The 23,170-nt window shown below is 68.7% G+C and carries 17 protein-coding genes; 10 read left to right on the top strand and 7 right to left on the bottom strand.

What is annotated here, in order from left to right:
* Positions 1 to 357: 357 nt before the first annotated feature.
* Together EES42_RS21145 and EES42_RS21140 are read right to left on the bottom strand one after the other, a co-directional pair.
* Positions 358 to 1,956, bottom strand: coding sequence for a multinuclear nonheme iron-dependent oxidase (locus EES42_RS21145; RefSeq protein WP_124719810.1), 1,599 nt, complete (start codon positions 1,954 to 1,956; stop codon positions 358 to 360).
* A gap of 171 nt (positions 1,957 to 2,127) precedes the next feature.
* Positions 2,128 to 3,846: an MBL fold metallo-hydrolase gene (locus EES42_RS21140; protein ID WP_124719809.1), complete on the bottom strand. Its 1,719-nt coding sequence runs from the start codon at positions 3,844 to 3,846 to the stop codon at positions 2,128 to 2,130.
* 414 nt (positions 3,847 to 4,260) lie between these two features.
* Between EES42_RS21140 and EES42_RS21135 the strand changes: the two genes are divergently transcribed.
* Genes EES42_RS21135 through EES42_RS21125 form a run of 3 tightly spaced genes read left to right on the top strand, consistent with a single transcriptional unit; the run spans position 4,261 to position 9,126 of the window.
* Positions 4,261 to 6,123, top strand: coding sequence for a YcaO-like family protein (locus EES42_RS21135; RefSeq protein WP_164495282.1), 1,863 nt, complete (start codon positions 4,261 to 4,263; stop codon positions 6,121 to 6,123).
* Between the two features lie 42 nt (positions 6,124 to 6,165).
* Positions 6,166 to 7,440 carry an MFS transporter gene (locus EES42_RS21130; protein ID WP_124719807.1) on the top strand — a complete coding sequence of 425 codons (1,275 nt, stop codon included), beginning with the start codon at positions 6,166 to 6,168 and terminating at the stop codon, positions 7,438 to 7,440.
* 51 nt (positions 7,441 to 7,491) lie between these two features.
* Entirely contained in the window at positions 7,492 to 9,126 is a 1,635-nt protein-coding gene (locus EES42_RS21125; protein WP_124719806.1) for an ABC-F family ATP-binding cassette domain-containing protein, read from the top strand.
* 43 nt (positions 9,127 to 9,169) lie between these two features.
* Here EES42_RS21125 and EES42_RS21120 read toward each other — a convergent pair whose 3' ends face one another.
* Positions 9,170 to 9,706: a response regulator transcription factor gene (locus EES42_RS21120; protein WP_241196494.1), complete on the bottom strand. Its 537-nt coding sequence runs from the start codon at positions 9,704 to 9,706 to the stop codon at positions 9,170 to 9,172.
* Positions 9,707 to 10,195: 489 nt separating this feature from the next.
* On the opposite strand from EES42_RS21120, the gene EES42_RS21115 reads away from it, so the two are divergent.
* The 3 genes from EES42_RS21115 to EES42_RS21105 all read left to right on the top strand — a co-directional run bounded on the left by EES42_RS21115 (position 10,196) and on the right by EES42_RS21105 (position 12,540).
* Positions 10,196 to 10,585 carry a VOC family protein gene (locus EES42_RS21115; RefSeq protein WP_124719804.1) on the top strand — a complete coding sequence of 130 codons (390 nt, stop codon included), beginning with the start codon at positions 10,196 to 10,198 and terminating at the stop codon, positions 10,583 to 10,585.
* A 12-nt stretch (positions 10,586 to 10,597) separates the two neighbouring features.
* The gene (locus EES42_RS21110) at positions 10,598 to 11,200 is read left to right on the top strand and encodes a hypothetical protein (protein WP_124719803.1); all 603 of its coding nucleotides are present in this window, start codon (positions 10,598 to 10,600) and stop codon (positions 11,198 to 11,200) included.
* A gap of 65 nt (positions 11,201 to 11,265) precedes the next feature.
* The gene (locus tag EES42_RS21105) at positions 11,266 to 12,540 is read left to right on the top strand and encodes an IS30 family transposase (protein ID WP_124719802.1); all 1,275 of its coding nucleotides are present in this window, start codon (positions 11,266 to 11,268) and stop codon (positions 12,538 to 12,540) included.
* Positions 12,541 to 12,624: 84 nt separating this feature from the next.
* Here EES42_RS21105 and EES42_RS21100 read toward each other — a convergent pair whose 3' ends face one another.
* A complete protein-coding gene (locus EES42_RS21100; RefSeq protein WP_124719801.1) occupies positions 12,625 to 13,524 on the bottom strand; it encodes a D-alanyl-D-alanine carboxypeptidase family protein in 900 nt (299 codons plus the stop codon).
* 209 nt (positions 13,525 to 13,733) lie between these two features.
* On the opposite strand from EES42_RS21100, the gene EES42_RS21095 reads away from it, so the two are divergent.
* Together EES42_RS21095 and EES42_RS21090 are read left to right on the top strand one after the other, a co-directional pair.
* The gene (locus EES42_RS21095; RefSeq protein ID WP_124719800.1) at positions 13,734 to 14,453 is read left to right on the top strand and encodes a GntR family transcriptional regulator; all 720 of its coding nucleotides are present in this window, start codon (positions 13,734 to 13,736) and stop codon (positions 14,451 to 14,453) included.
* The gene (locus tag EES42_RS21090; RefSeq protein WP_124719799.1) at positions 14,450 to 15,760 is read left to right on the top strand and encodes an MFS transporter; all 1,311 of its coding nucleotides are present in this window, start codon (positions 14,450 to 14,452) and stop codon (positions 15,758 to 15,760) included. The genes EES42_RS21095 and EES42_RS21090 overlap by 4 nt, the downstream gene beginning before the upstream one ends.
* 91 nt (positions 15,761 to 15,851) lie before the next feature.
* Here EES42_RS21090 and EES42_RS21085 read toward each other — a convergent pair whose 3' ends face one another.
* Positions 15,852 to 16,676 (bottom strand): maleylpyruvate isomerase family mycothiol-dependent enzyme, encoded by an 825-nt coding sequence (locus EES42_RS21085; protein ID WP_124719798.1) that lies wholly within the window; start codon positions 16,674 to 16,676, stop codon positions 15,852 to 15,854.
* A 184-nt stretch (positions 16,677 to 16,860) separates the two neighbouring features.
* On the opposite strand from EES42_RS21085, the gene EES42_RS21080 reads away from it, so the two are divergent.
* On the top strand, positions 16,861 to 17,655 hold the full coding sequence (locus EES42_RS21080) for a carbon-nitrogen family hydrolase (RefSeq protein WP_124719797.1): 795 nt from the start codon (positions 16,861 to 16,863) through the stop codon (positions 17,653 to 17,655).
* Between the two features lie 36 nt (positions 17,656 to 17,691).
* Here EES42_RS21080 and EES42_RS21075 read toward each other — a convergent pair whose 3' ends face one another.
* Positions 17,692 to 18,183 (bottom strand): LURP-one-related/scramblase family protein, encoded by a 492-nt coding sequence (locus tag EES42_RS21075; RefSeq protein WP_124719796.1) that lies wholly within the window; start codon positions 18,181 to 18,183, stop codon positions 17,692 to 17,694.
* Positions 18,184 to 18,247: 64 nt separating this feature from the next.
* Here EES42_RS21075 and EES42_RS21070 point away from each other — a divergent pair, with 64 nt between their 5' ends.
* The gene (locus EES42_RS21070) at positions 18,248 to 20,074 is read left to right on the top strand and encodes an NHL domain-containing thioredoxin family protein (protein ID WP_124719795.1); all 1,827 of its coding nucleotides are present in this window, start codon (positions 18,248 to 18,250) and stop codon (positions 20,072 to 20,074) included.
* 25 nt (positions 20,075 to 20,099) lie between these two features.
* On the opposite strand, the gene EES42_RS21065 is transcribed toward EES42_RS21070, so the two are convergent.
* Positions 20,100 to 23,090 carry an AfsR/SARP family transcriptional regulator gene (locus tag EES42_RS21065; protein ID WP_124719794.1) on the bottom strand — a complete coding sequence of 997 codons (2,991 nt, stop codon included), beginning with the start codon at positions 23,088 to 23,090 and terminating at the stop codon, positions 20,100 to 20,102.
* Between the last annotated feature and the right edge of the window lie 80 nt (positions 23,091 to 23,170).

Here is a 23,170-nt window from a genome sequence, read left to right as displayed (position 1 = left end):
GGTTGCCGAACGCCTTCATCCACGCTGACCCGGAGCTGCGGAAGATTCTTGCCCTGCTCTGGCGTCGGCTCGGCGTGACCCGGCACTTCCACCCGGGCTCCTTCTGGTGGCGGCACGCGGGCTGACGTTCCTCGTGTTGGCGCGATCCGAGGCGCGCCGCCGGTATCGGTGCGGGACGTGGCGCCCGGATGTCAGCAGCGCGAGGCCACGTGGATCCCGTCCGCCGTGTGCCCCGGTTGCAGACGCCACCCGCAGGAGGGTCCATGCCCCCGCTCCCCCCTCGGCCCCTCGGGCTCACGGCCGGGGACGGGCGTTGATGCGTTCCCCTCCGTGCTGCGAGCGCCGTCAACTCCCTTGTCACTGACCGCTGCAGCAGGCAGCACGGCCGGGCTCGGTGGGGTGGGGCGCGGTGCCGACGGCGGGAACGTCATGCAGCTCGGACTCGCCCCCGACCATCTCGAAGCGGCACTCGCCCAGGTGCCGCATGGTGATCGGCTCATCCGACAGGAGCCGGTCCGGTGCTAGGCAGCCCGTTTTCAAGCCTGCGATGACGCGTTGGACATGAACGGTGAATTCCGCTGTCTCGCCCTTTCCCTGAGCGGCGGCGCACGTGTTCATCCACTTTTCGGCACGGAACAGTTCAGGCCCGACCCGGTCGTCCGGTCGTTCGGCGACCAGTGCCTCGAACGTCGCATTGACCTTGTCCCACATGGCGACCTCGGAACCTCCCAGGCGAGGAACAAGGCGCTCGAACAGTGCTATCTCTTCGACCTGTTCACGGTGCATCAGCCAGCTGGCGGTCATCGGAAAGTAGCTTGACACGTTTGTGCCATGCATCCGCAAACGCTGGATTCGATCGTATTCCCACCGCTTCTGCTCGGATTGCGCGAAGGAATGGAGTACCGGCTCGCCGGCGGCAGCGAGGGTTTTTCCGGATACTTTCTCACCGCCGTGCAGGAGGTCGTACATCCCGACGATTGCTTCGCGAGTCCGGACGCGTGCTTCATCGAGCTGTGGCCGCGGCCTCGCAGGCTTACTTCCGCCTTCCAGCCAGGCCGCGACGGAGGGGCGTTCCCGGATGTCCCGCAAACTGCTCAGGGCTTTCCTGGGCGCCTTGGCCCCGAAGACCTCCAGCGTGATGGCGCGGAGGTTTGGCGCGGCCCTGACGATCTCATCCAGCATTTCGAAGCAGACCGAGATGATGGGGGCATCACCATGACTGTCGTCATATTGGTAACCGTGAGAGTGCAGATCGATGCCACCACCCGCGAGGTGGATCTCGGTGATGTGGTCCCAGGGCAGTCGGTGGAAGTCCGCGGTGGGAGAAGCGCCCCGGGCGATCTGGTAGCTGAGCACATGCCCGATGTCCAGGCACATGCCCGCACCGGTCTCGCTCACCAGCGTGTGAAAGAAGTCGAACGCGTGCATGTCCCCGACGTCCATGGTCATCGGCGGGAACTCTGCGTTGAACGGGACACCGAGGCCCTGATGGATCCGATGGACGTTGTCCACGGTCACCGCCAGGGTTGTGTCCGTGACCGGGAACTGCATGAAGTACGGGTAGACGTGCCGTTCACTCATCAGCCATACGCCGAGATCTTCCGTCACCCATGGAGCGTCGGCGACGGCAACGAGCGAGCGCAGGCTCTCCAGGTCATCCTGCTCGGGGGCCTGCGGATAGACGGGATTGAGGTCCGTGCTGTGCACCAGGACGCGATGGTCCGCAGCCAACTCGGGTATCCGCAGGTGTCGGAAGCCCGCCGGCGCCGTGCGTCTGCGTTGGATCTCGCGGTAGTTCACCGGGCCTTGGTGACGCACGGTCGGTGAAGTGACTTCGAAGAAGTCCAGATCGATCGGAGCGCGATTCAGGTAGTCCTCGTGTATGTCGGACGGGTTGACTCCCAGGCCCAATCCGTAGCGGGGCAGGGTTGAGAAATATTCGGGTCCAAAGGGCATTGGATCAGCCTTTCTGCTGGGACTTACCGGCTTGAAAGGCCAGGTTCAGAGATTGGCCCGGAGCCTTCGTAGCGGTTCTCCGGAGCAGAGCCGCAAGTCATTCTTTGCCGTCATTTCTGGTTCTGTAATCGACCTGCCCGAGACGGCTGGCCGCTGTCATCGCCGCGGATTTCACGCCCGGAAGTCGGGACGCCAGGCCAGTGCTTCACTTGGATACCAGTGGCCTTCGAGACAGTACGGATCGAAATCTCCCAGCCGCAGCTGAAACTGTTCGAAGTCCGAGGTGGGCAGGCCGAGCCTGTCGCAGAGTTCAGAGATCGAGGCGGTTCCGTCGGCCTGGACGACGGCCTCGGCCAGCCGCGCCTCCGCTCCCCGCAGCACGGTGGCGACCGATTGGGCGCGTCCGTCCCGATGCCTCAAGGTGTGCAGCGCCAGCACAGGCCCGTCCTGCGATGGCCCACCGTTCAGACTGGGCACTCCGGCCACGTCGAAGGGGCCGAAGATCGGATTGATCCGGGGGTGGACATAGTCTGCCGAACGGCGATCAGCGGCCGCCTGGCGGCGCAGCCATCGGTCCGCGGCGTTCTCGTCGAACCCCCGAGGCAAGGCCGGCCGCTTCCGCTTATGGCGTGCTTGGAGCCAACCGGAGTACTCCCTGCGACAGTGCCACAGGTCCGAAGGGTCGGACCTGACCCGCGCTGCCAGCAGACCGTACAGCGCTTGCACGTAGTCCTGCTCGCTGAGGCCGGGTTCCAGCAGCCACAGGCTGTCGAGAACGAGTTGCGCGAGGCTGTCGCCCTGGGAGGTCAACCTGCCAACGGTGCGCGGAAAATAGCGAAGTACCGGTGCCTTGACGCGCTCCCCGGGGAGGCCCTCGACCGCGCCGAGCAGGACCTTGTCCCAGTCCGCCAGCAGTTCCTCGAACCGCGAGCGACACTCCAGCCAGGCGTCGCGCCACTGCTCGTGTTCCCAGTCGCGGACCAATCCGAAGTAATACCGGTCGCGGACATGTACGTCGATCAGGAGCGACCAGAACCTGCCCAGAGCGATCTCCACGTCGCTGGAACCGTTGTCCGTTGCTTCGGCCAGGCTGTCGACGGCTCCCAGCGGAGTGCTTTCACACACTTGCAGGGACTGGCCGTCTTCGATCGCTAAAAGCCGGGAGCCCTCGGGATGGGCGTCGATAAAGGCGCGGTCTCGGTACAACGCTTCGCCATGCGGGAACCACGGAACATCCGTTGCCGTGATGCCACGTCGTGGACCTTCATTCACACCGAGTGGGACCATGGCCTCGGGCTGGAGAATTCTGGCGGCCTCCAGGAAGGTGCCGGGTGACATCTGGTTCCGCAGATTCTGGTAGTTCAGGCTGCAATTCAGAGGGAGCATGGCGATGCGTATGGGTCGCTCGTGCGCAATTTCCTCAAGAGCGTCAAAATCTTCCAAGGTGTCCGCGCCGTGCAGTATTCGCAGATCTCCCCTCTCCAGCAAGAGGGACTGCTGAGGTATGCCCTCGATCGAGTCGGGTGCAGGGACGGAGGTCACGTCGATACCGGCAAGCCGAACAGCCTGCATCGGCTCTATTTCGATGACGTTCGTGAATCCGTAATCTGCAAGCTCTGCTGCCATCGGGAAGTCCGTCGACCGGTCGCTGGAGGGTACGGCGATCGGAGTCTTCCGGTCGAAGTGCAGCAGTGTCGGCAGATGGAAGTGATCACTGTGGGAATGGGTGATGACCACGGCCGAGACGCCGGCCAGCAGTTGACTCGCCATCCTGTTTCTGCCTCGCGGGCTCCAGAGGTTCCCGAAGTAGTCCAACGCGGGATCAACGACGACCCGCCCGTCTTCAGTGTCGAAGACGAAGCATGTGTGCTGGACCCTCGTGACTCGCATGGTTCACCTCTTGCCCTCGGAATCGGCAGTTTCCAGACCATTGTCGACCGCGATATCAAGGCCCACCAGTCCCCTGATCCGGGTACAGCCGAAGACGTCTGAATCTGTTGACCGAGGACTGTCGGGCATGGTCAAGTCATGCCATCCGGTTCGTACCGGAATCCCGCCGGGAACCCCGGTCGGGATCGTTCTCCATCAATAGGAGGAAAATCATGGAGCCGAAGGTCAACGAGAACTCGAACACCGAGATCATCATCGAGGAGATCGAGGAGTTCGACGCCGAGTACCTGCTCCCGGCCAACTCTCGCTGCCAGTAATTCGAGAAACGGGCTCTGCCCGCTGCGGCACCAGAACTCTGGCGCCGCAGCGGGCCCCGTGGATACACCACTACTGCAAAATCCGGAGGGTGCCCTCATGGACCAGGATGGATGGTTCGAGTACTCGCCCGGTGTTTCGGTTTCTGCCGAGGACGCGCTGATTACATTCCGTTCGCCGGAACTTCGGATGAGAGTCCGCGTTCCGGATCCGGAGCTCCGAAGCCGTCTGCTGGAGATGACCGAGAAACCGGTATCGGCGAGCGAGATTCCCCAAGACGTCGCCCTGTCCCTGAGCGGGCACGGCCTGGTCACGCGAGGTGCCCATGCGGCGCACCTGCAGGCCCTGCGCATGCATGCCGAATCATCGGTTCCGATCAATCGCGGTCTTGCTTACACACCCGAGCAGCTGACGCAGTATCAAGTGCGCGGTCGGGCAAAGCGCTTCCTTGCCGGTGGCGTCTCCGACGGCCTCGATCTGCCGCTTCCGCTGCGTCGTACGCCGAGCTTCGATCCTTTTGACGGCCCTCGTGCGAAGGCGGTGGCCCCGGGCCGGCTCTGGTCCGTCATGCAGACCCTGCACGATCCGGATAGTCGGCTCTACCCGTCCGCCGGCGCCCTCTACCCCGTACACCTGGTCGCCGAGCAAAGTGGTACAGCCGGTACCGGAGGCGAGTTGATCGCGCTCGACCCCTCGTCGGCTCGACTCGTCTCGCGCCAAGCCGCCTCCCGTACCGATGAGTTGGGACTGGATCCGACTCTCGCCTCCGTGGCGACGAGGTTCTGGCTCGTGGCGGATCTGGCCGATGCCACAGCCAAGTACGGCCCTCGCGGGTACCGGTACGCCTTGATCGAAGCCGGCCATGCCGCGCAGGCGCTGATCCAGGTACTGGGCGCCGCCGGTATCGACTGTCGGCCTTTCGGCGGCTTCGACGACCGCGCGGTGGCACGCCATCTCGGCCTGGGCGAAGGCACCGTACCCCTCTATGCCGTGGGTGCGGTTCCCGCGGACAGCGGATCCTCCGCCACCGACTGGGTCAAGGCCGAAGAGCTCAAGTGCGTCCTGGTCAACGGGCAGTCCCTGTATTACGCCAATGCCTACGGGCCGAAGGCCGATGGCGGCCGGGAATGCGGCTTCGGGGTCGATACCAGCGCTGACGGCGCGCGCCTTCGAGCCAAGGGTGAGCTCGCCGAACGGCTTGCTCTCATGAGTTCTCGGCGTCGACTCGGCAACAGCAACGGCATGGCGGCGCACACCCGCTACACGGCAGCCGCCGATGCGGCGATGTACGAGTTGTACGAGCGGCACTGCTTCCTGCGTACCTGGCTCGCGCAGGAGACGCCACCGGCACTTCACCCGCCGAACAGCCCGCTCACCGAGGCGGTTCTGTCCCTTTGCCGGTCCGGGGGTGTTCAGCTGCGCCTGCTGGACATCGCTGACCCGGTCCACGCTGTTCCAGCGGTGATGGCCGTGGTCCATGCCGAGGGACACGGAGGAATCATCACGTCTTCCGGTGCCGGCGCCGACGAGCCCGAGGCTGCGGCCAGGGCATTGCGGGAGATCGCCAAAGCGCTGGTGCACCGCTTGGTGTTGCGAAAGACTTCGGTCTTCACCGAGGCGAACCCCGTCACCGGTACGTTGAGTCAACCATGGGAGCACGAGGCATGGTTCGCACACCGACGGGTGCCGGTGGACCTGACGCGATTCCTGCTCAACGCCGGGTCCTCACGCCCCCTGCGATCCGGCAGCACGGGCGTCGAGGCCCTGAGGTCGGCGATCACTGTCGAGGACCTCTCGGCGGAAGGGCCGGACGAACGGCGATGGAAGATTGTCCGGGCCACATCCGAACGGTTGCTCGTCGTCGACTTCGGTACCGCGTCGCCGGCCTTCCGAAGCCGTGCGGCCGAGGTGTTGGGACCCGAACTCGATGTCGACGCACGGTGGCCGCATCCCCTGGGGTGATGGCCGTAGCCCCGCTCTCCTTCCAACCTGGTGAGAAAGACGATGTCGCAACCTGAAATGCGCGCTCTGTTACGTAGTCGGCGATACCTGGCCTTCTGGCTGGGGCAGGTGACCAGCACGGTGGGCAACCAGCTCACCGTCGTGGTACTCGCGGCCCTGGTGGTGCCGGACCGCGGTCCGGGCACCTTCGGTCTGCTGCTGGCCGTGGAGTCCGCCGTCATGGGCGTCCTGTTGCTGGCTGGCGGGGTGGTCGCCGACAGATACTCCCGCAGCTTCGTGATGGCCGTCGCGGATGTCCTCCGCCTGGCCGGGATCGTCGGCTTCTTCTTCTTCGCCTCGCAGGGGCCGCTCGCGCTGCTGCTGGTCGCCGCGGCGATCACCGGAGCGGGCGCGGCGCTGTACGAGCCCGCTCATCGTGCGGCCCTCACGCAGGTGGTGCCGGAGGACCTGCGCCAGCAGGCGTACGCCCTGGACGTGTCCACCAAGCGGGTCGGCTCGATGGCCGGGGCCCTGCTGGCAGGAATCATGCTCGCCGGGATCTCGCCGCCGAAGACCCTTCTGGTGGACGTCGCCACGTTCGTGGTGAGCCTGGTCACGCTGGTCTGGCTACGTCTGCCGCCCGTGCGGACCGCTGGCGATTCGCAGACCGATGAGCCGGGCGGGCTGCGGGGGGTGCTGGCCGAGGCCCGGGAGGGCCTCGTCGAGGTCCGTCGCAGGCCCTGGGTATCGGTCTTGATGCTGCAGGGCACCGTGCAGGTGTTCTTCCTCTTCGGCCCGAACTACATCCTGGTGCCGATGGTCAGCCAGGCCCGGTACGGCATATCCGCTTTCGGATGGGTCAGCGCCGCCACTCTCGCGGGCTCGGTGATCGGCTCGTTGCTGGGCGGCAGGGTTTCCTCCGGCCGTCCAGGACTGTGGGCCATGAACGCACTGGCTCCGTGCTTGCTGACGCCGGTATGCCTCGCTGTCGACGTACCGTTGTGGATGTTCTGCGCCGCTGGTGCCGCCGGTTCCGCCGGTGTCGGCTGCTTCATGGTCCTCTGGTACAGCTCGCTCCAGCGCGAGTTCCCGGAGCAGGTCCAGGGCCGGGTCTTCGCTCTGGAGGGGCTGGCCAGTTTCGGTCTCCAGCCCATCGCGCTCGCCGTGACCCCGTTGCTCGTCCAGTTCATCGGAGTGGTGCCCTTCGCCACCCTGGCCGCCGTCGTGCTGCTGGTGTCCACCTATGGAGCGCTCGCCGTCCCGGGCACGGCCCAGTTCGCCACCCGCACCCGCACCCGCAAGAGCTCCGCAGTTGTCGAGAGCACTGTTGGGAACTGACTCGGACCGGCAATCGGAACTGGCTCGGAACTGACAAGGAGAGGCTGTCGCATGACTCGAATCGACTGCCGGGGTGTGGAACTGGCCTTCGGCGGCGTCACCGTGCTCGGTGGCGTGAGCCTCTCCCTCGGCAGGGGAGACCGGGTGGGCATCGTGGCGCCCAACGGTACGGGGAAGTCGACCCTGCTCAAGGTCCTCTCCGGCGAACTGACCCCGGAGGGCGGAACGGTTGTCCGCGCGCCACGGACGACCACAGTGATCAGGCTGGCACAGGAGGCCGATGTGCTCGTCGGCGAGAGTACGGCGGAGTATCTGGCCCGCAGGACCGGAGTGACCGCGGCACAGGCAGCGCTCGACAAGGCCACCATTGCTCTTGAGCGCGAGGAGCCTCAGGCGGGCGACGCCTACGCGGATGCCTGGGAGACCTGGCTCTCGCTGGGAGGCGCGGATCTCCCGGAGCGGGCCACGCTGGTCGCCTCCGATCTGGGCCTGGATCCGGACAGGCGGGACACAGCCGGTCTGTCCGGCGGACAGCGGGCCCGCTTGGCCTTGGCGGCGGTGCTACTGGCGCAGCCGGATGTCCTTCTCCTCGATGAACCGACCAATGACCTGGACAACGACGGCCTGGACCGTCTGGAGCACCATGTGCGCACGGCACGGGCCGGAATCGCCTTGGTCAGCCATGACCGTGCGTTCCTCTCGGCGACGGTGAACCGCATCATCGAGCTGGACGAGTTCACGCGCCGGGGCACGGAGTACAGCGGGGGCTGGGACGCCTTCGTAGCGGAGCGGGCGCTGGCCCGTCGGCGTGCCATCGACGCGTACAGCGCGCATGAGGCGACCCGTAGCCGTCTCGTCGACACGGCGCGAACCCACCGCCAGTGGTCCCGGGAAGGTACGCAACGGGCGATGAATCCGCGCCGTCAGCCTGACGGGGACAAGTTCCGCAAGGCATCACGTGTCGCAGGGGCCCAGCAGACCGGTGCGGCCGCGGCGAAAGCGGACCGCGCGGTCGAACGACTCGACCGGCAGGCTCCCGAGCAGGTACGGGAACCCTGGCAACTGAGATTCTCGATCGCGGAGACGGCGGGGACGGGAGGTGTGTCCCTTGCCCTGCGGGCAGCCGTGGTACGCCGGGGGGCGTTCACTCTCGGGCCGATCGACCTTGAGGTGGGCTGGGGTGAGCGGATCCGGATCTCTGGCCCGAACGGCTCGGGAAAGACGACCTTGTTGGAATGTCTGCTCGGCCGGATGCCTCTTGAAAGCGGTACGCAATGGGCCGGCGCCGGTGTGGTGGTCGGGGAGATCGACCAGACCAGGCGACTGTTCGACACCAGTCGGCCCGTGGTCGACGTGCTGAGGTCGAAGACCGGCCTCGACGTGACTGAGGCCCGGACCCTGCTGGCCAAATTTCGTCTGGGCGGGGAGGCAGCGTTGCGTGTGGCACGGACGTTGTCGCCGGGGGAGCGGACTCGCGCGGGTCTGGCACTGCTCCAGGCTAGAGGGGTCAACTGCCTGATCCTGGACGAGCCGACGAACCATCTGGACATCGAGGCGGTTCAACAGCTGGAGCAGGCGTTGGACAGCTTCTCGGGCTCCCTTCTGCTGGTCACCCATGATCGGAGGCTCGCCGAGTCGGTACGCATCGACACGACGGTCGAGGTCACCGAGCTCAGCGGCCCCTGATGGACTGCTGGGTCGTGTCGCGTCGTGATCGGCCGGACAGCCCTCAGGCCGCCCAGCACATGGCCAACGCCGCCCTGGCGAGTTCGGCTTTGTTCCCCACCCTCAATTTGCGCCGGATTCGTTTTACGTAGGTGTCGACGGTGTGCTGGCTGAGTCCGAGCCGCCTGGCTACTTGTGCGTGTGTCAGTCCATCTCCGATGAAGCCGAGTACCTGCTGCTCCCGCTTGGACAAATCGGGGCGTTCGTTCGCTGAATCCTTGGCGGCCTCGGGGTCCAGAGGCAGCTTCCCCGCTACGGCCGCTTGATGGACTGCTCGAACCAGTTCGCTTGGTGAGCTGAACTCGCTGACGTAGCCATCGGCACCGAACGTCTCGGCTGCGATCCTCTCGGGCAACGGCGTCATCACAAGAACGCAGGATGCCTTGGGAGCCTTAAAGTCCGCTGTCCGGTCACCGGAGTTGGGTATGTGATCGGTGATCAGTACATCGTACGCACCGTCGTGCGAGGAGTCCGGGGCAGCAGCGTTCACATCGAGCAGGCTGACCGAGAGATCGGGGGCGGTGGCCAGTGCCCGGTCCACGGCCCAGGCAATCAGGGGATGACTGTGCAGTAACCCAATTCGGTACATCGCTTCCTCAGCCCCGCTCGCTGATCTGGCCTGGTTGGCGGGACGCACTCTGGGACACGGCCGGTGCCATCACTCCCACCCCGTTGCCGGTTCGTTGTTCGAGGCGGCAGCCTCGGTCGTGCTTGGGGCTGAGGGGTCCGACCGACTTACTGCCACTGGTGCGCCGGTGAGAGCGACAAGAGCCATGGCCTCGGCGATCTTCTTGGGCATCATCGGTTCACTCCTCTACATGGGTGGAGCTGGATCGATTCGCAGACGAGTAACAGCTTTCATGGCTCAGAAGGAGGAGTGTCGGCTTCTTCGGGCGTAATGCCTGTGAACTGCCTCTTCCGGTTCCGGGAGACTGCTGAGAACGCGGCGAAGGGCTGTCCGGCCGCAGGCCCGAACGGATGTATTCTCACCGGGAATTGTTCGGTGAAAGCCCGCTGTTAGGGTGGCCGGATGGCATCGGTCAAGAAGTTCCAGGTCACCTTCGACTGCGCGGATACTGAGCGCGTCGCTCGCTTCTGGTGCGAGGTGTTGGGGTACGTCGTAACGCTGCCTTCCGAGGGACAGGGTTCATGGGCTGTGTGCACCGATCCCACGGGTGAGGGCCCGCGCATGTATTTCCAGCAGGTTCCCGAGGGCAAGGTCGCCAAGAACAGGGTGCATCTCGATGTGCGGGCCGGCACCGGGCTCGTGGGTGCGGAGCGGCTGGCCGTGCTTGAGGCCGAACGCGATCGGCTGGTCGCGCTCGGCGCGGTGTGCACGAACGTGCTGTACGCCGACGAGGACAACGAGTCGTGCATCAACATGCAGGACGTCGAGGGCAACGAGTTCTGCCTCGACTGAGCATCTCCGCCCATGGCGCCTCCCGGTTCTCGTACGAGAACGACCGATGTGTGGCTGCTGCCCGAGGACGAGAGGGCCGTCGGGCGGCGCATCGGTGATGTCCTGCCCCGGTCCGGCTGGCTGTGCAGTCAGCCGGGACCGAAGGGGCTTCACCAGGTGCATCTGCACCCCTCGCTCGGGGAGGCCCTGGACTGCGGTGGCCGCCAGGCGTTCCTGCTGCTGCCGGAGGGGGCCGGGGCGCCCGAGGACGTCCTGGTGGCCGAGGGAGCTGTCTCCCGTTCCGATCTTCCGCGCTCCGCCGTGCTGCAGTTCCTGTGCTCGCGCCGGTTCCGGGACGGTGCGGGTGAAGCTCTCGAAGCAGGCCGTCTCGCGGTGCGCTGGAACGAACCGGAGGTCGGGCCGGAGCGGCATCGGCTCCTGACCGATCAGACGCGTCTGGCCTGGCGGGCCCTCCGGTCGGCGACCCGTCCGGCCGGTGTCGAGGCTGCGCACGGTGGGCGGGTTTCCGGCATGAGGATCGGCCCTGCGGCGTACGACCTCGTGACCGGTACCGGGATGCCGCTGACCCGGGGCGGCTCCCAACGCCTGCGGCTGGCCGGAGGAGCAACGCGGTAGCGGAGAGGGGCCCCGCGTGGCTTCCGTTCTAGTGGTCGTCGCAACACCCCAGCTCAAGGGGTGCGATGGACTTCGAGATTCGGAAGGAGCGGGGTAACCACACCCGCAAGCCCCTGACCCGTGAGCGGGAGGAATACCTTCGGCTCGTGGATCTGGGGATAAGTAACACGGAAGCCTGCCGGATCGTCGGCATCAACCGCCGCACCGGCATGCGATGGCTCTACGGCCGGCAGGCATCCGGAAAGAAGAAGGCGTACGCGCCCATCGCCGATACGGGCCTGCCCTGGGAACCCCGTCAAGCGCCGCCGGCTCTGCCTGGCGACGGACCCGAACCGGTCGGCCCGTCCCGGTATCTGGGCGAGGCCGACCGCATCCACATCGCTGACCGGCTGCGTGAGAAGGCGTCCATCCGGACGATCGCGGCCGAGCTGGGCCGCAGCCCCTCGACGATCAGCCGGGAAGTCCGCCGCAGCCGAACGGTGCTGCCCGGCGGCCGCTGGTACTACCGCCCGCACGCCGCCCAGCGCCGCGCGGACAAGCGCAGGCCACGGCCCAAGGTCGGCAAGATCGGGCAGAACCCCGAGCTGAGGGACTTCATCCAAGACCACCTCACCAGGCGGTGGAGTCCCGAGCAGATCTGCCACGCTCTGCGCAGGCGCTTCCCCGACCGGCCGGAGATGCACGTGGTCCACGAGACGATCTACCAAGCCCTCTACGTGCAGAGCCGTGGTGAACTCAAGCGGGAGCTGACCCGCGCCCTGCGAACCGGCCGCGCGATGCGCCGGCCCCACCGGCAGGCAGCAAGGCGCAGGCAGCGGTTCCCCCACCCGATGGTCATGATCAGTGATCGGCCCGCCGAGGTCGCCGACCGCGCCATTCCCGGCCACTGGGAGGGCGACCTCATCGTGGGCAGCAATTCCCGCTCCGCCATCGCCACCCTGGTCGAACACAGCACGCGCTACCTGATGCTTGTCCACCTTCCAAACGGCCACGGAGCCGCCGCCGTCCACACCGCGCTCGCACAGACCGTTCAGACACTTCCGCCCCATCTGATGCGGTCACTGACCTGGGACCAGGGCACAGAGATGGCCTACCACCACCACTTCACCGTCACGACGGACATCCCGGTCTACTTCTGCGACCCGGCCAGCCCCTGGCAGCGGGGCTCCAATGAGAACACCAACGGCCTGCTGCGGCAGTACTTCCCCAAAGGCACCGACCTGTCCCGGCACACCCGCGAGGAGCTGGACGTTGTCGCCGCCGGGCTGAACAGCCGCCCACGCAAGACGCTCGGCTGGGAGACCCCAGCCGAGCGTCTGTCTAAACTGCTCGTGGCTTGATCAACTCACCACGGTGTTGCTACGACCCCTGGAATTCGCCCGGTGCGGGGCCCCTCTGCGTGTGTGCTGCCGTGATCGGCCGGACTACTTCTTGAAGGAGTAGTCCATGATCTTCTTCATGTCCGCGGTGCGGTTGGCCGCCGACGTGGAGGCGAGCACCGTGCCGATGACGGTCTTGCTGCCGCGGGTCGCGGCGAAGACCAGGCAGTACTTGGCCGACGGGCCGGAGCCGGTCTTGATGCCGATGGCGCCGCTGTAGCTGCTGAGCATGGTGTTGGTGTTGGACCACGACATGTACCGGTAGCCGCCGGACTTCGTGGTGACCTTCTGCTTGGTCGACTTGGTCTTGACGACCGTGCGGAAGGTGGAGCTCTTCATCGCGCTGCTGGCGAGCTTGGTCAGGTCGCGCGGCGTCGAGTAGTTCGAGCCGTTCCCTATGCCGTCGAACGAGTCGAAGTGGGTGTTCTTCAGCCCGAGGGACTTGGCCTGGGCGTTCATCTTGCCGATGAACGACTTCACGCGAGCCGCGCGGGTGGAGCCGGAGCCGAACTTGTCGGCCAGGGCGTAGGCGGCGTCGCAGCCGGACGGCAGCATCAGGCCGTACAGCAGCTGGCGGACCGTGACCTTGTCGCCCACGATGAGGCGGGCCGACGAGGCGCCCTTGGAGACGATGTAGTCGCTGTACGCCTTCTGGACCGTGACCTTGGAATCCAGGTTCAGGTTCTTCTGCGACAGCACCACCTTCGCCGTCATGATCTTGGTGGTGGAGCCGGTGGAACGACGGGTGTCCGCGGTCTTGGCGAACAGGGACTTCGCGGTGCCGTTGTTCATCACGTATCCGCCGGCGGCGGTGATCTTGGGGTTGGGCAGCGTGGCGGCCTGCGCGGTGGAGGCGAACGCGCTGCCCGCGATGACGGCGCCTGCCGTCAGCGCCACGGTGGCAGTGGCGGTGGCGCGGCTTATACCCTTAATGCCGATTTTCAACTTGAATGCTCCAAATGCCCCTGGAATGCGGCCACATGAAGGTGCCGCTCGGTGGTGAGACTCATGGGAGCGGGGGATGGATGTACCGATTGCTGGGGCAATTTCGGTTCTACGGGTGATTTCGGCCGGGGGTGTGGGGCGGTGCCGGCGGCCCGTCCGGATGCCGGACCGGTTTCGTCATGCACGCATGTTGTATCTATGCTGTGTACATGCCTGCCGCACCCCCAGCCGTGAAGCCTGTCGAGAAGCCGTCCGCCAAGCCCTCCGTGAAGTCCGCTGCGAAGTCCGCCGTGAAGCAGCCGCCCGCCGCCGAGCGCGTGTACGCCCACATCAAGGAGGCGGTCCTGGGCCGCCGTTACGAGGGCGGCACGCTCCTGACCGAAGGTGATCTCGCGGAGGCCGTAGGCGTCTCCCGCACCCCCGTGCGCGAGGCGCTGCTGCGGCTGGAGGTCGAGGGGCTGATCAAGCTGTACCCGAAGAAGGGCGCCCTCGTCCTGGCCGTCTCCGCGCAGGAGATCGCGGATGTGGTGGAGACCCGGCTGCTGGTCGAGGAGTTCGCGGCCCGCAAGGCCGTGCCCGCCTCCGCGCAGCTGATCGGCCGGCTCGAAGAACTCCTGGAGGAGCAGCGGCAGCTCGCCGAGGCCGGGGACCTGGCGGAGGTGTCGGTGAAGGACCGCTGCTTCCACGCCGAGATCGTGCGCAACGCGGGCAACGACATCCTCTCGCGCCTCTACGACCAGCTGCGCGACCGGCAGTTGCGGATGGGCGTCGCCGTGATGGAGGCGCACCCGGGGAGGATCGCCGCCAACATCACCGAGCACGGTGAGCTGCTGGAGGCGATCAGGGCCGGGGACGCGGACGGCGCCGCGCAGGTCGTACGGCGCCATGTCGGCCGGGTCAAGGTGCTGGTCAGGGGTGAGGACCGGTGAGTTCTGCCGCCGCTCCCACCCTGTCCCTGCCCGGCGATCCACCCGGCGGCCGGCGTGCCGCGTGGGTCTGGGGCATCGGCGTCGCCGTCTACTTCGTCGCCATCATCTTCCGCACCAGCCTGGGCGTCGCCGGGCTCGACGCCGCCGACCGGTTCGACGTCAACGCCTCCGCGCTCTCCACCTTCTCCATCCTTCAGCTGCTGGTCTACGCGGGAATGCAGATACCCGTCGGCCTGATGGTCGACCGGCTCGGCACCAAGAAGGTCCTCACCCTCGGGGCCGTCCTGTTCACCCTCGGACAGCTCGGCTTCGCGCTCTCCCCCTCGTACGGCATGGCGCTGGCCTCCAGGGCGCTGCTCGGCTGCGGTGACGCGATGACGTTCATCAGCGTGCTGCGGCTCGGTGCCCGCTGGTTCCCGGCCCGGCGCGGACCGCTGATCGGTCAGGTCGCGGCCCTCTTCGGGATGGCGGGCAACCTCGTCTCGACGCTCTTCATCGCGCGGGCCCTGCACGGGTTCGGCTGGACCACCACGTTCGTCGGCAGCTCCGTCGCCGGGGTCGTCGTCCTCGTCCTGCTGCTGCTGTTCCTGAAGGACCACCCCGAGGGCCATGAGCCGCCGCCCGCGGAGCACGCGGGCGCCGCCTATGTGCGCAAGCAGATCGCCGCGTCCTGGCGGGAGCCCGGCACCCGGCTCGGTATGTGGGTGCACTTCACCACGCAGTTCCCGGCCATGGTGTTCCTTCTGCTGTGGGGGCTGCCGTTCCTGGTGGAGGCGCAGGGGCTCAGCCGGTCCACCGCCGGTGAGCTGCTCACCCTGGTGGTGCTCTCCAACATGGCCTTCGGACTGGTCTACGGGCAGATCATCGCCCGCCACCACGCGGCCCGCGCCCCGCTGGCCCTCGGCACGGTCGCGGTGACGGCGCTGCTCTGGGCGTCGGCCATCTTCTACCCGGGCGACCATGCGCCGATGTGGCTGCTGATCGTGCTTTGCGTGGTGCTCGGCGCCTGCGGTCCGGCCTCGATGATCGGCTTCGACTTCGCCCGGCCGGCCAACCCGCCGGAGCGCCAGGGCACCGCCTCGGGCATCGTCAACATGGGCGGCTTCATCGCCTCGATGACCACGCTGTTCGCCGTCGGTGTGCTGCTGGACGCGACCGGCGACAACTACCGGATCGCGTTCGCCTCGGTCTTCGTGCTGGAGGCGCTCGGCGTCGTACAGATCCTGCGGCTGCACTCCAGGGCCACGCACCGCGAGCGGGACCACCATGTGGTCAGCCGCGTGGAGGCCGTGCACGTACCCGCGTGACCGCGGCTCGCGCCGGGCCGGCGGCGCGCCCGTCCTCAGCTGTGACGGGCGCCGCCGGTCATGGCGTCAAGGAGTCACGGCAGTCAGGGAGTCACGGAGTCACGGCGAAGTTCTGCAGGATCGCCGTCGCCAGGTCCTGGTCGCCCTCGATCTTGACCCGGTCCCCGACCGCACTCGCGCGCACCCGCCCACAGGCGAGCAGGAAGTACGTCTCCCAGTCCATCGCCAGCGTCACCACGGGCCCGAGCGACGGCGAACCGTCCACCGAACCCCGGCCCTCCGCGTCGACCCTGACGGTGCGCAGGAACTCCAGCGGCCCGTGCACATCGAGCACGATCGCCGAATTCGCCGGCGCTCCCGCGTCCTTGGCGACCACCTTCGGCAGCGCCTCCAACAGGGTGTCCCGGACGACGGTCGCGCCGGGGGAGTCCAGATTGCCGGGCCGGCCCAGCGTCGCGCGCAGGTCCTGCTCGTGCACCCAGACGTCGAAGACGCGCATCCGCAGGGCCAGTTCGAGGGTCTGCTCGGCGCCGAGCGGCGCGCGGACCATGGTCTCGGGGTCACGGGTCTCGTTGCGGAGCTGACGCGCCCGGCGGATGATCGTGTACTCCAGCTCGGAGGTCATCTCCGGCGAGGTGTGGTGCCGCCGCACATCGACCTGCATCTCCATGTAGCGGGCGAAGTCGCTCTGTACGTGGTAGAGGTCGCGGGGCAGGGAGTGGATCGGGCGCGGGTCGCCGAGCTGCTCGCACTCCATGCCGATGATGTGCGAGACGATGTCACGCACCGACCAGGCGGGGCACGGCGTACGGCGGTTCCACTCTCCCTCGGCGAGCGGCTTCACCAGCTCGGCTATCGACTCGATGGAGTGGGTCCAGGCATCGGCGTAGGTCTGGAGGCTGGGATGGACGGTCACGGGACCCCTCGTGCGGTTCTGCGGTGCATGGGCTGGAGAGCTGGGCGCGGGCTGCGGGCTGCGGGCGGCGGTCTGCGTGGGAGGTTCGTTCGCTAAGTTACGCTGCGAGCAGGCACCCCGGCAGTGCTTTCGTGTGACGATCGTAGGCCCGTGTTGACGGCTCGAATGCCAGGACGGTGGTAGTGTGCGCGCCTCCCTCATCCAGATCGCAGTAGACCCGGACGAATCCGTCAAGGCCCGCAGGCAGCGCGTGGCTTCGCTGATCGCCGCCCAGCGCGGCGCGGATCTGGTGGTCCTTCCCGAGCTCTGGCCGGTCGGTGCCTTCGCATACACCGCTTTCGAGGACGAGGCCGAACCGCTCCAGGGACCCACCCACGACATCATGGCGAAGGCCGCGGCCGACGCCGGGGTATGGCTGCACGCGGGCTCCTTCGTCGAGCGCGCCGCCGACGGCACCCTCTACAACACCTCGCTGGTCTTCACGCCCGGGGGCGAGCGGGCCGCCGCGTACCGCAAGATCCACCGCTTCGGCTTCGACAAGGGCGAGGCGGTCATGATGGGCGCTGGCGACGAGCTGGTCACGGTCGCCCTGCCGCAGACCACCCTCGGCCTCGCCACCTGCTACGACCTGCGCTTCCCGGAGATGTTCCGCGGCCTGGTCGACGCGGGCGCCGAGACGCTGATCGTCTCGGCGGGCTGGCCCGAGCGGCGCCGCGCCCACTGGACGCTGCTCGCCCAGGCCCGCGCGGTGGAGAACCAGTCGTACGTCCTGGCCGTCGCGACCGCGGGCACCCACGCCGGGGTCGAGCAGTCCGGGCACAGCATCGTCGTCGACCCGTGGGGCGAGGTGCTCGCCCAGGCGGGCGCGGACGAGGAGGTGCTCGCCGTGGAGTTCGACCCGGTGAGGGTGGCGACGACCCGCGAGCAGTTCCCGGCCCTCAAGGACCGCCGGCTGGGGCTGAACCCGCCCAGGCTCTGATGCGGGCGGCACCGTTTCACGTGAAACCGTGGCAGATCAGTCCTGGTGTTCCTTCTCCGCGAGCACGATGACGCAGACCGATACGGCGATGAGCAGCGCCGTATCGGCGTCCTCCCGTACGACGTCGATGCCGTAGGTGTCCCGGACGGTCAGCCGGCGCCGGGAGATCTGGGCCAGCAGTTCTCCGTCGTAGTCGATGGCGAACTCGCGGTCCAGGATCTTGCCGCTGACATCGAGTTCGGTGCCGTCGACCAGCGTGACCCGGTAGTGGTTGCGCAGCAACGACAGCCGCTTGCGCTTGATCCTGGCGAGCTGCTCGCCGTCCCGCTCGATGAGCATCGTGTCGCGCAGGCTGAGCAGCTTCTGCCTGATCTCGACCAGGATCCGGCCCTGTGCGTCCTTCAGCTCGAAGGTGTCCCGAACCCGCATGGCCTTGCCGTCGACGAGGAACACCTTGCGGCCGTCCGCGTCCTCGATCCAGTAGTCGTCACCGACGGCGAAGAGTCGTTCACGTACCAGGAATCTCATGGCTCACAGGTTCCCCGAGGTCCCTGCGGAATGAGTGGACGCCACGGTGATGTTGACTGTTCACATGGCAACACGTGCGCGCGTCAGGGCCCCCGAGCTGGTCGGCAAGGGTGGCTGGCTCAACACAGGCGACCAGCAGTACACCCTCGCTGACCTGCGAGGACGCATTGTGGTCCTGGATTTCTGGACCTTCTGCTGTGTGAACTGTCTGCATGTCCTCGATGAGCTGCGCGAGCTGGAAGAGAAACACCGCGACACCCTGGTGATCATCGGGGTGCACTCGCCGAAGTTCGTCCACGAGGCCGAGCACCAGGCCGTCGTCGACGCCGTCGAGCGGTACGAGGTCCACCACCCGGTCCTCGACGATCCGGAACTGGCGACCTGGAAGCAGTACGCGGTACGGGCCTGGCCGACGCTCGTCGTCATCGACCCCGAGGGCTATGTCGTCGCCCAGCACGCAGGCGAGGGCCATGCGCACGCCATCGCGAAGCTGGTCGAGGAGCTGGAGGCCGAGCACGCGGCGAAGGGCACGCTGCGCTGCGGCGACGGCCCCTATGTCGCGCCCGAACCGGTCGCCACGCATCTGCGCTTCCCCGGCAAGGCTCTGCTCCTGCCGGACGGCGGCTTCCTCGTCTCCGACACCACCCGCCACCGGCTGGTCGAGATCGAGAGCGACGGCGAGACGGTCCGCCGCCACATCGGCGCGGGCGAGCGGGGGTTCGGCGACGGCGGGCCGGAGGCGGTCCGGTTCTCCGAGCCCCAGGGTCTCGCCGTGCTGCCGGACGGCCGGATCGCGGTCGCGGACACCGTCAACCACGCCATCCGCGCCTTCGACCCCGCGACCGGGGAGACGACCACGCTGGCCGGCACCGGCCGTCAGTGGTGGCAGGGCTCGCCGACGTCCGGACCGGCCCGCGAGGTCGACCTCTCCTCGCCCTGGGACGTCGCCTGGTTCGCGGACCGGCTGTGGATCGCCATGGCGGGCGTGCACCAGCTGTGGACGTACGACCCCGCGACGCAGACCGTGCGGGTCGCCGCGGGCACGACCAACGAGGGCCTGGTCGACGGGCCGGCCGACGAGGCATGGTTCGCCCAGCCGTCCGGGCTGGCCACCTCGGCGGACGGCGAGCGGCTCTGGGTCGCCGACTCGGAGACGTCCTCCGTGCGCCACGTCGAGCGCGACGGCACCGGCTTCGCCGTCCGCACCGCCGTGGGCACCGGGCTCTTCGACTTCGGGCACCGCGACGGCGCCGCCGGACAGGCCCTGCTCCAGCACCCGCTCGGGGTGACCGCGCTGCCCGACGGGTCCGTTGCCGTCTGCGACACGTACAACCACGCGCTGCGGCGCTACGACCCCGCGAGCGACGAGGTCACCACCCTGGCCACGGATCTGCGCGAGCCCAGCGACGCCGTGCTGGTCGACGGCGATCTCGTCGTCGTCGAGTCCGCCCGGCACCGGCTGACCCGGCTGCGCCTGCCCGAGGAGGCCGTACGCGTCGCCGACCGCGCGCACCGCACACAGCGGGCGGCCACCGAGATCGCCCCGGGCACGCTCCGGCTCGATGTGGTCTTCCAGGCGCCCGCCGGGCAGAAGCTGGACACCCGGTACGGTCCCTCGACCCGGCTGCTGGTCTCCGCGACCCCGCCGGAGCTGCTGGCACAGGGTGCGGGGCCGGGGACGGACCTGTTCCGTGACCTGGTCCTGGCCGACGACGTCACCGAGGGCGTCCTGCACGTGTCCGCGATGGCGGCGTCCTGCGACGACGACCCGGCGAACGAGTACCCGGCCTGCCATGTCCACCAGCAGGACTGGGGCGTCCCGGTCCGCGTGGGCGCAGGCGGAGCGTCCCGGCTGCCGCTGGTGCTGGCGGGAATGGACGAGCAGGGCTGACGGCCCGGCCCGGAGCCGGACGGGCTCAGCCGTACTCGGTGAGCCGGCGGACCGCCTGTTCGTACCGCTTGAGGTAATCCGGCTCCGCCGTCACCCGCAGCAGCGCCTGGAGGGCCCGCACCGCGCCCTCGTCGTAACCGGAGTTCTCCGCCTCCTCGGCCGCCAGGTCCAGCAGCCGGATCCCCTCGTCCTCCTCGCCGAGCGACAGCCGGGCCTCGCCGCTGGTGGTCAGCAGCAGGACCCTGCGGGCGATCTCCTCGTGCTCGGGCCCCAGGTCGAGTGCGGTCCGGACGGATTCGAGGGCCTCGTGCGGCCGCTGCGCGGTGAGCTGCATCCGTGCGAGGTGCTGGAGCGCCAGCATCTCGGTGTGCGCGTCCTGTTCCTCCCGGGCCAGCTCGACGGCCCGCCCGCAGTCCTCCAGCGCCGTGTCGAGTTCCCCCTGCTCGGCCTGGACGACGGCGAGGTTGATCAGCGCGGTCGCCTCGCCGAGCCGGTCGCCCGCCTGCCGGGCCAGCACCGGCGAGCGCTCCAGCAGGGCGACGGCCTCGGCGGTCCGGCCCTCCTCGGTCAGCACCCAGCCCAGCAGGTTGAGCACCCGTGACTCGGCGTACGCGTCGTCGCGGGCGCGGGCGGAGTCCAGCGCCAGTTCCAGCAGCGGGGACCAGCTGTCCCGCACCCGCCACACCACCTGGGGCCACTGAAGCAGGATGATCCGCCACGCCCGGTCGTGGAACCCGGCGGTACGGGCCGCCACGGCGGCCAGTGCGAGGTCGTCGCGCTCGGCCGCCAGCCAGTGCATCGCCGTCGGCCGGTCCACGAAGTCCCGTACGGCGACGGGGCGGTGGTAGTCCTCCGGCAGGACGAAGCAGGGCTCGCCGCCGGGCTCGGCCGTGTCGGCGGCGGCGAGCGCGGTGGCGATGTAGTGGTCGAGCACCCCGATGAGCGCGTCGGGGCCGCCCTCGGGGTCCATGCCACGGGCGTAGAGGCGCACCAGGTCGTGAAGTATCCAGCGCCCGGGGCCCGTCTCGGTGACGAGATGGGCGGCGGCGAGCCGCTCCAGCGCCGCCGTGGCGACGACCGGGTCGGTACCGGCCAGCGCGGCCGCCGTGTACGGGTCGAAGTGGCTGCCGGGGTGGTGGCCGAGCCGGGCCAGCTGGTGGACGGCGTCCTGCGGCAGCTGCTGCACGGTCAGCCGCAGGGCGGTCGAGACACCGGTGTCGTCCACGTCGAGGAACGTCAGCCGGCTGCGCTCGTCGGCCAGTTCGTCGGCGAGACCGGCCAGCGTCCACGTCGGCCGCCCGGCCAGCCGGGCCGCGGTGACCCGCAGCGCGAGCGGCAGCCCGCCGCAGAGTTCGGCGAGCCGGCGGGCCGCGACCGGCTCCGCGAGCACCCGGTCCTCACCGAGCACCCCGGCCAGCAGGGCCGTGCTGTCCGGCGGTTCGAGCACGTCCAGCGGCACGGGACGGGCCGCGTCCGAGGCGATGAGGCCCTCCAGCCGGTGGCGGCTGGTGACGAGCGTGACGCAGTCGGTGCCGCCCGGCAGCAGCGGCCGGACGGTGGCGGAGTGGCGGGCGTTGTCGAGCACGACGAGCAGCCGGCGCCGGTCGGTCAGCGAGCGGAAGAGCGCGGCCGCGGCCGCGACGGACTCCGGGACACGGCGGGGTGCGACGCCGAGCGCCAGCAGGAACTCGCGCAGCACCTCGATGAGCGCGGGCTCGCCGGTGTCGCTGAACCCGCGCAGATCGGCGAAGAGCCGTCCGTCCGGGAAGGCGGCCTGATTGCGGTGCGCCCACTGGAGGGCCAGCGCGGTCTTGCCCACTCCGGCCGGTCCGGTGACCAGGCAGACGGGTGCCTCGCCCGCCGCGGCCCGGGTCAGCGCGGCCAGCTCGGCGGCCCGCCCCTGGAAGCCGCGGGGTGCGCGGGGCAGCAGATCGGTGGGGTGCGGCTCACCCGCGAGGGACGGCACGGGGAGCGGGCGGGGCGGCGCGAGGCTGGGAGCGCCGACCGTGCCGCCGCCCGCGCCGCTGCTCCTGCCGCCGGGCTGCTCGGCCGGTCGGTCGGCCGGGCGGTCGTCCGGTCCGGCCGCGGTATCGCCGTCCGGTCCGGTCCGCCGGTCCGCCGCCGGACGGGCCGCGGGCACGGGCCCGGTGCCGCTGCCGGCCGGGCCAACGGGGCCGCCGCGGCTGCCGCCGTCACCGCCGCTGCCGTCGGCCCGGACCGGGCCGCGTGCCGCGGTCCCGGGCCCGTCGGGCGCGTTCCGGCCGGTGTCCGGCCCGGGGTCGCCGCGCAGGATCAGCGCGTACGCGTCGGCGAGTTCGTGTCCCGGGTCGATGCCCAGCTCATCGGCGAGCAGCCGCCGCGTGCGGTGGAACCAGTCCAGCGCCTCCGACTGGCGCCCCGCCCGGTACAGCGCCGTCATCAGCGCCGCCGCCAGCGACTCCCGCATCGGGTGCGCGACAGCTTCCGCACGCAGCACCGCCGCCGCCCGGTTGTGCTCCCCCAGGTCCGCGTAGGCGCGCGCCAGCTGCTCGACCGTCGCCAGCCGCGACTCCTCCAGCGAGTGCGCGGCGGCCTGGAGCGGCCGTCCGGCGAACGCGCCACTGAGCGCCGGGCCCTGCCACAGGGACAGCGCCTCCTTGAGCATCAGCACCGCGTCGGCGGGGCTGCGCTGCCCCCGCGCCAGCGTCAGCAGCTCCTCGAACCGCTGCGAGTCCAGCAGGGTCTCCGGCAGCCGCAGCACATACGCGTCGCCGAGCGTGACCAGCTCCACCCCGTACGCCTCCGCGTCCGCGCCCACCAGCAGGGCGCGCAGCCGGGACACATGGCCCTGGATGACGCTGCGGGCGTGCAGCGGTGGTGTGTCGTCCCACAGCGAGTCCGTCAGCCTGGAGATGGAGACAGGGGTGTTGGCGGACAGCAGCAGCGCGGCGAGCAGGCTGCGGCGCTTGGCGGGACCGAGCGGCAGCGGCCCGGTGAACGTGTCGACGGAGACGGTGCCGAGCAGCCGGAACTCCACGGGGGGCTTCCCTTCCGGGCAGGATGCGCCCGGGGTCGGGCACGGGAAAGTCCCAGGATATCGGGGGTGCCGTGGAGTCG

It is taken from the genome of Streptomyces sp. ADI95-17, from assembly GCF_003846175.1.
Lineage (GTDB): Bacteria > Actinomycetota > Actinomycetes > Streptomycetales > Streptomycetaceae > Streptomyces > Streptomyces sanglieri.
Note: the sequence above shows the minus strand (reverse complement) of the source record. Positions and strands in the feature narration are given on the sequence as shown.

Coding starts and splice junctions, on each gene's coding strand:
- EES42_RS21145 (WP_124719810.1), bottom strand. CDS start 1,956: ATGCCCTTTGGACCCGAATATTTCTCAACCCTGCCCCGCTACGGATTG.
- EES42_RS21140 (WP_124719809.1), bottom strand. CDS start 3,846: ATGCGAGTCACGAGGGTCCAGCACACATGCTTCGTCTTCGACACTGAA.
- EES42_RS21135 (WP_164495282.1), top strand. CDS start 4,261: ATGGACCAGGATGGATGGTTCGAGTACTCGCCCGGTGTTTCGGTTTCT.
- EES42_RS21130 (WP_124719807.1), top strand. CDS start 6,166: ATGTCGCAACCTGAAATGCGCGCTCTGTTACGTAGTCGGCGATACCTG.
- EES42_RS21125 (WP_124719806.1), top strand. CDS start 7,492: ATGACTCGAATCGACTGCCGGGGTGTGGAACTGGCCTTCGGCGGCGTC.
- EES42_RS21115 (WP_124719804.1), top strand. CDS start 10,196: ATGGCATCGGTCAAGAAGTTCCAGGTCACCTTCGACTGCGCGGATACT.
- EES42_RS21110 (WP_124719803.1), top strand. CDS start 10,598: ATGGCGCCTCCCGGTTCTCGTACGAGAACGACCGATGTGTGGCTGCTG.
- EES42_RS21105 (WP_124719802.1), top strand. CDS start 11,266: ATGGACTTCGAGATTCGGAAGGAGCGGGGTAACCACACCCGCAAGCCC.
- EES42_RS21095 (WP_124719800.1), top strand. CDS start 13,734: ATGCCTGCCGCACCCCCAGCCGTGAAGCCTGTCGAGAAGCCGTCCGCC.
- EES42_RS21075 (WP_124719796.1), bottom strand. CDS start 18,183: ATGAGATTCCTGGTACGTGAACGACTCTTCGCCGTCGGTGACGACTAC.
- EES42_RS21070 (WP_124719795.1), top strand. CDS start 18,248: ATGGCAACACGTGCGCGCGTCAGGGCCCCCGAGCTGGTCGGCAAGGGT.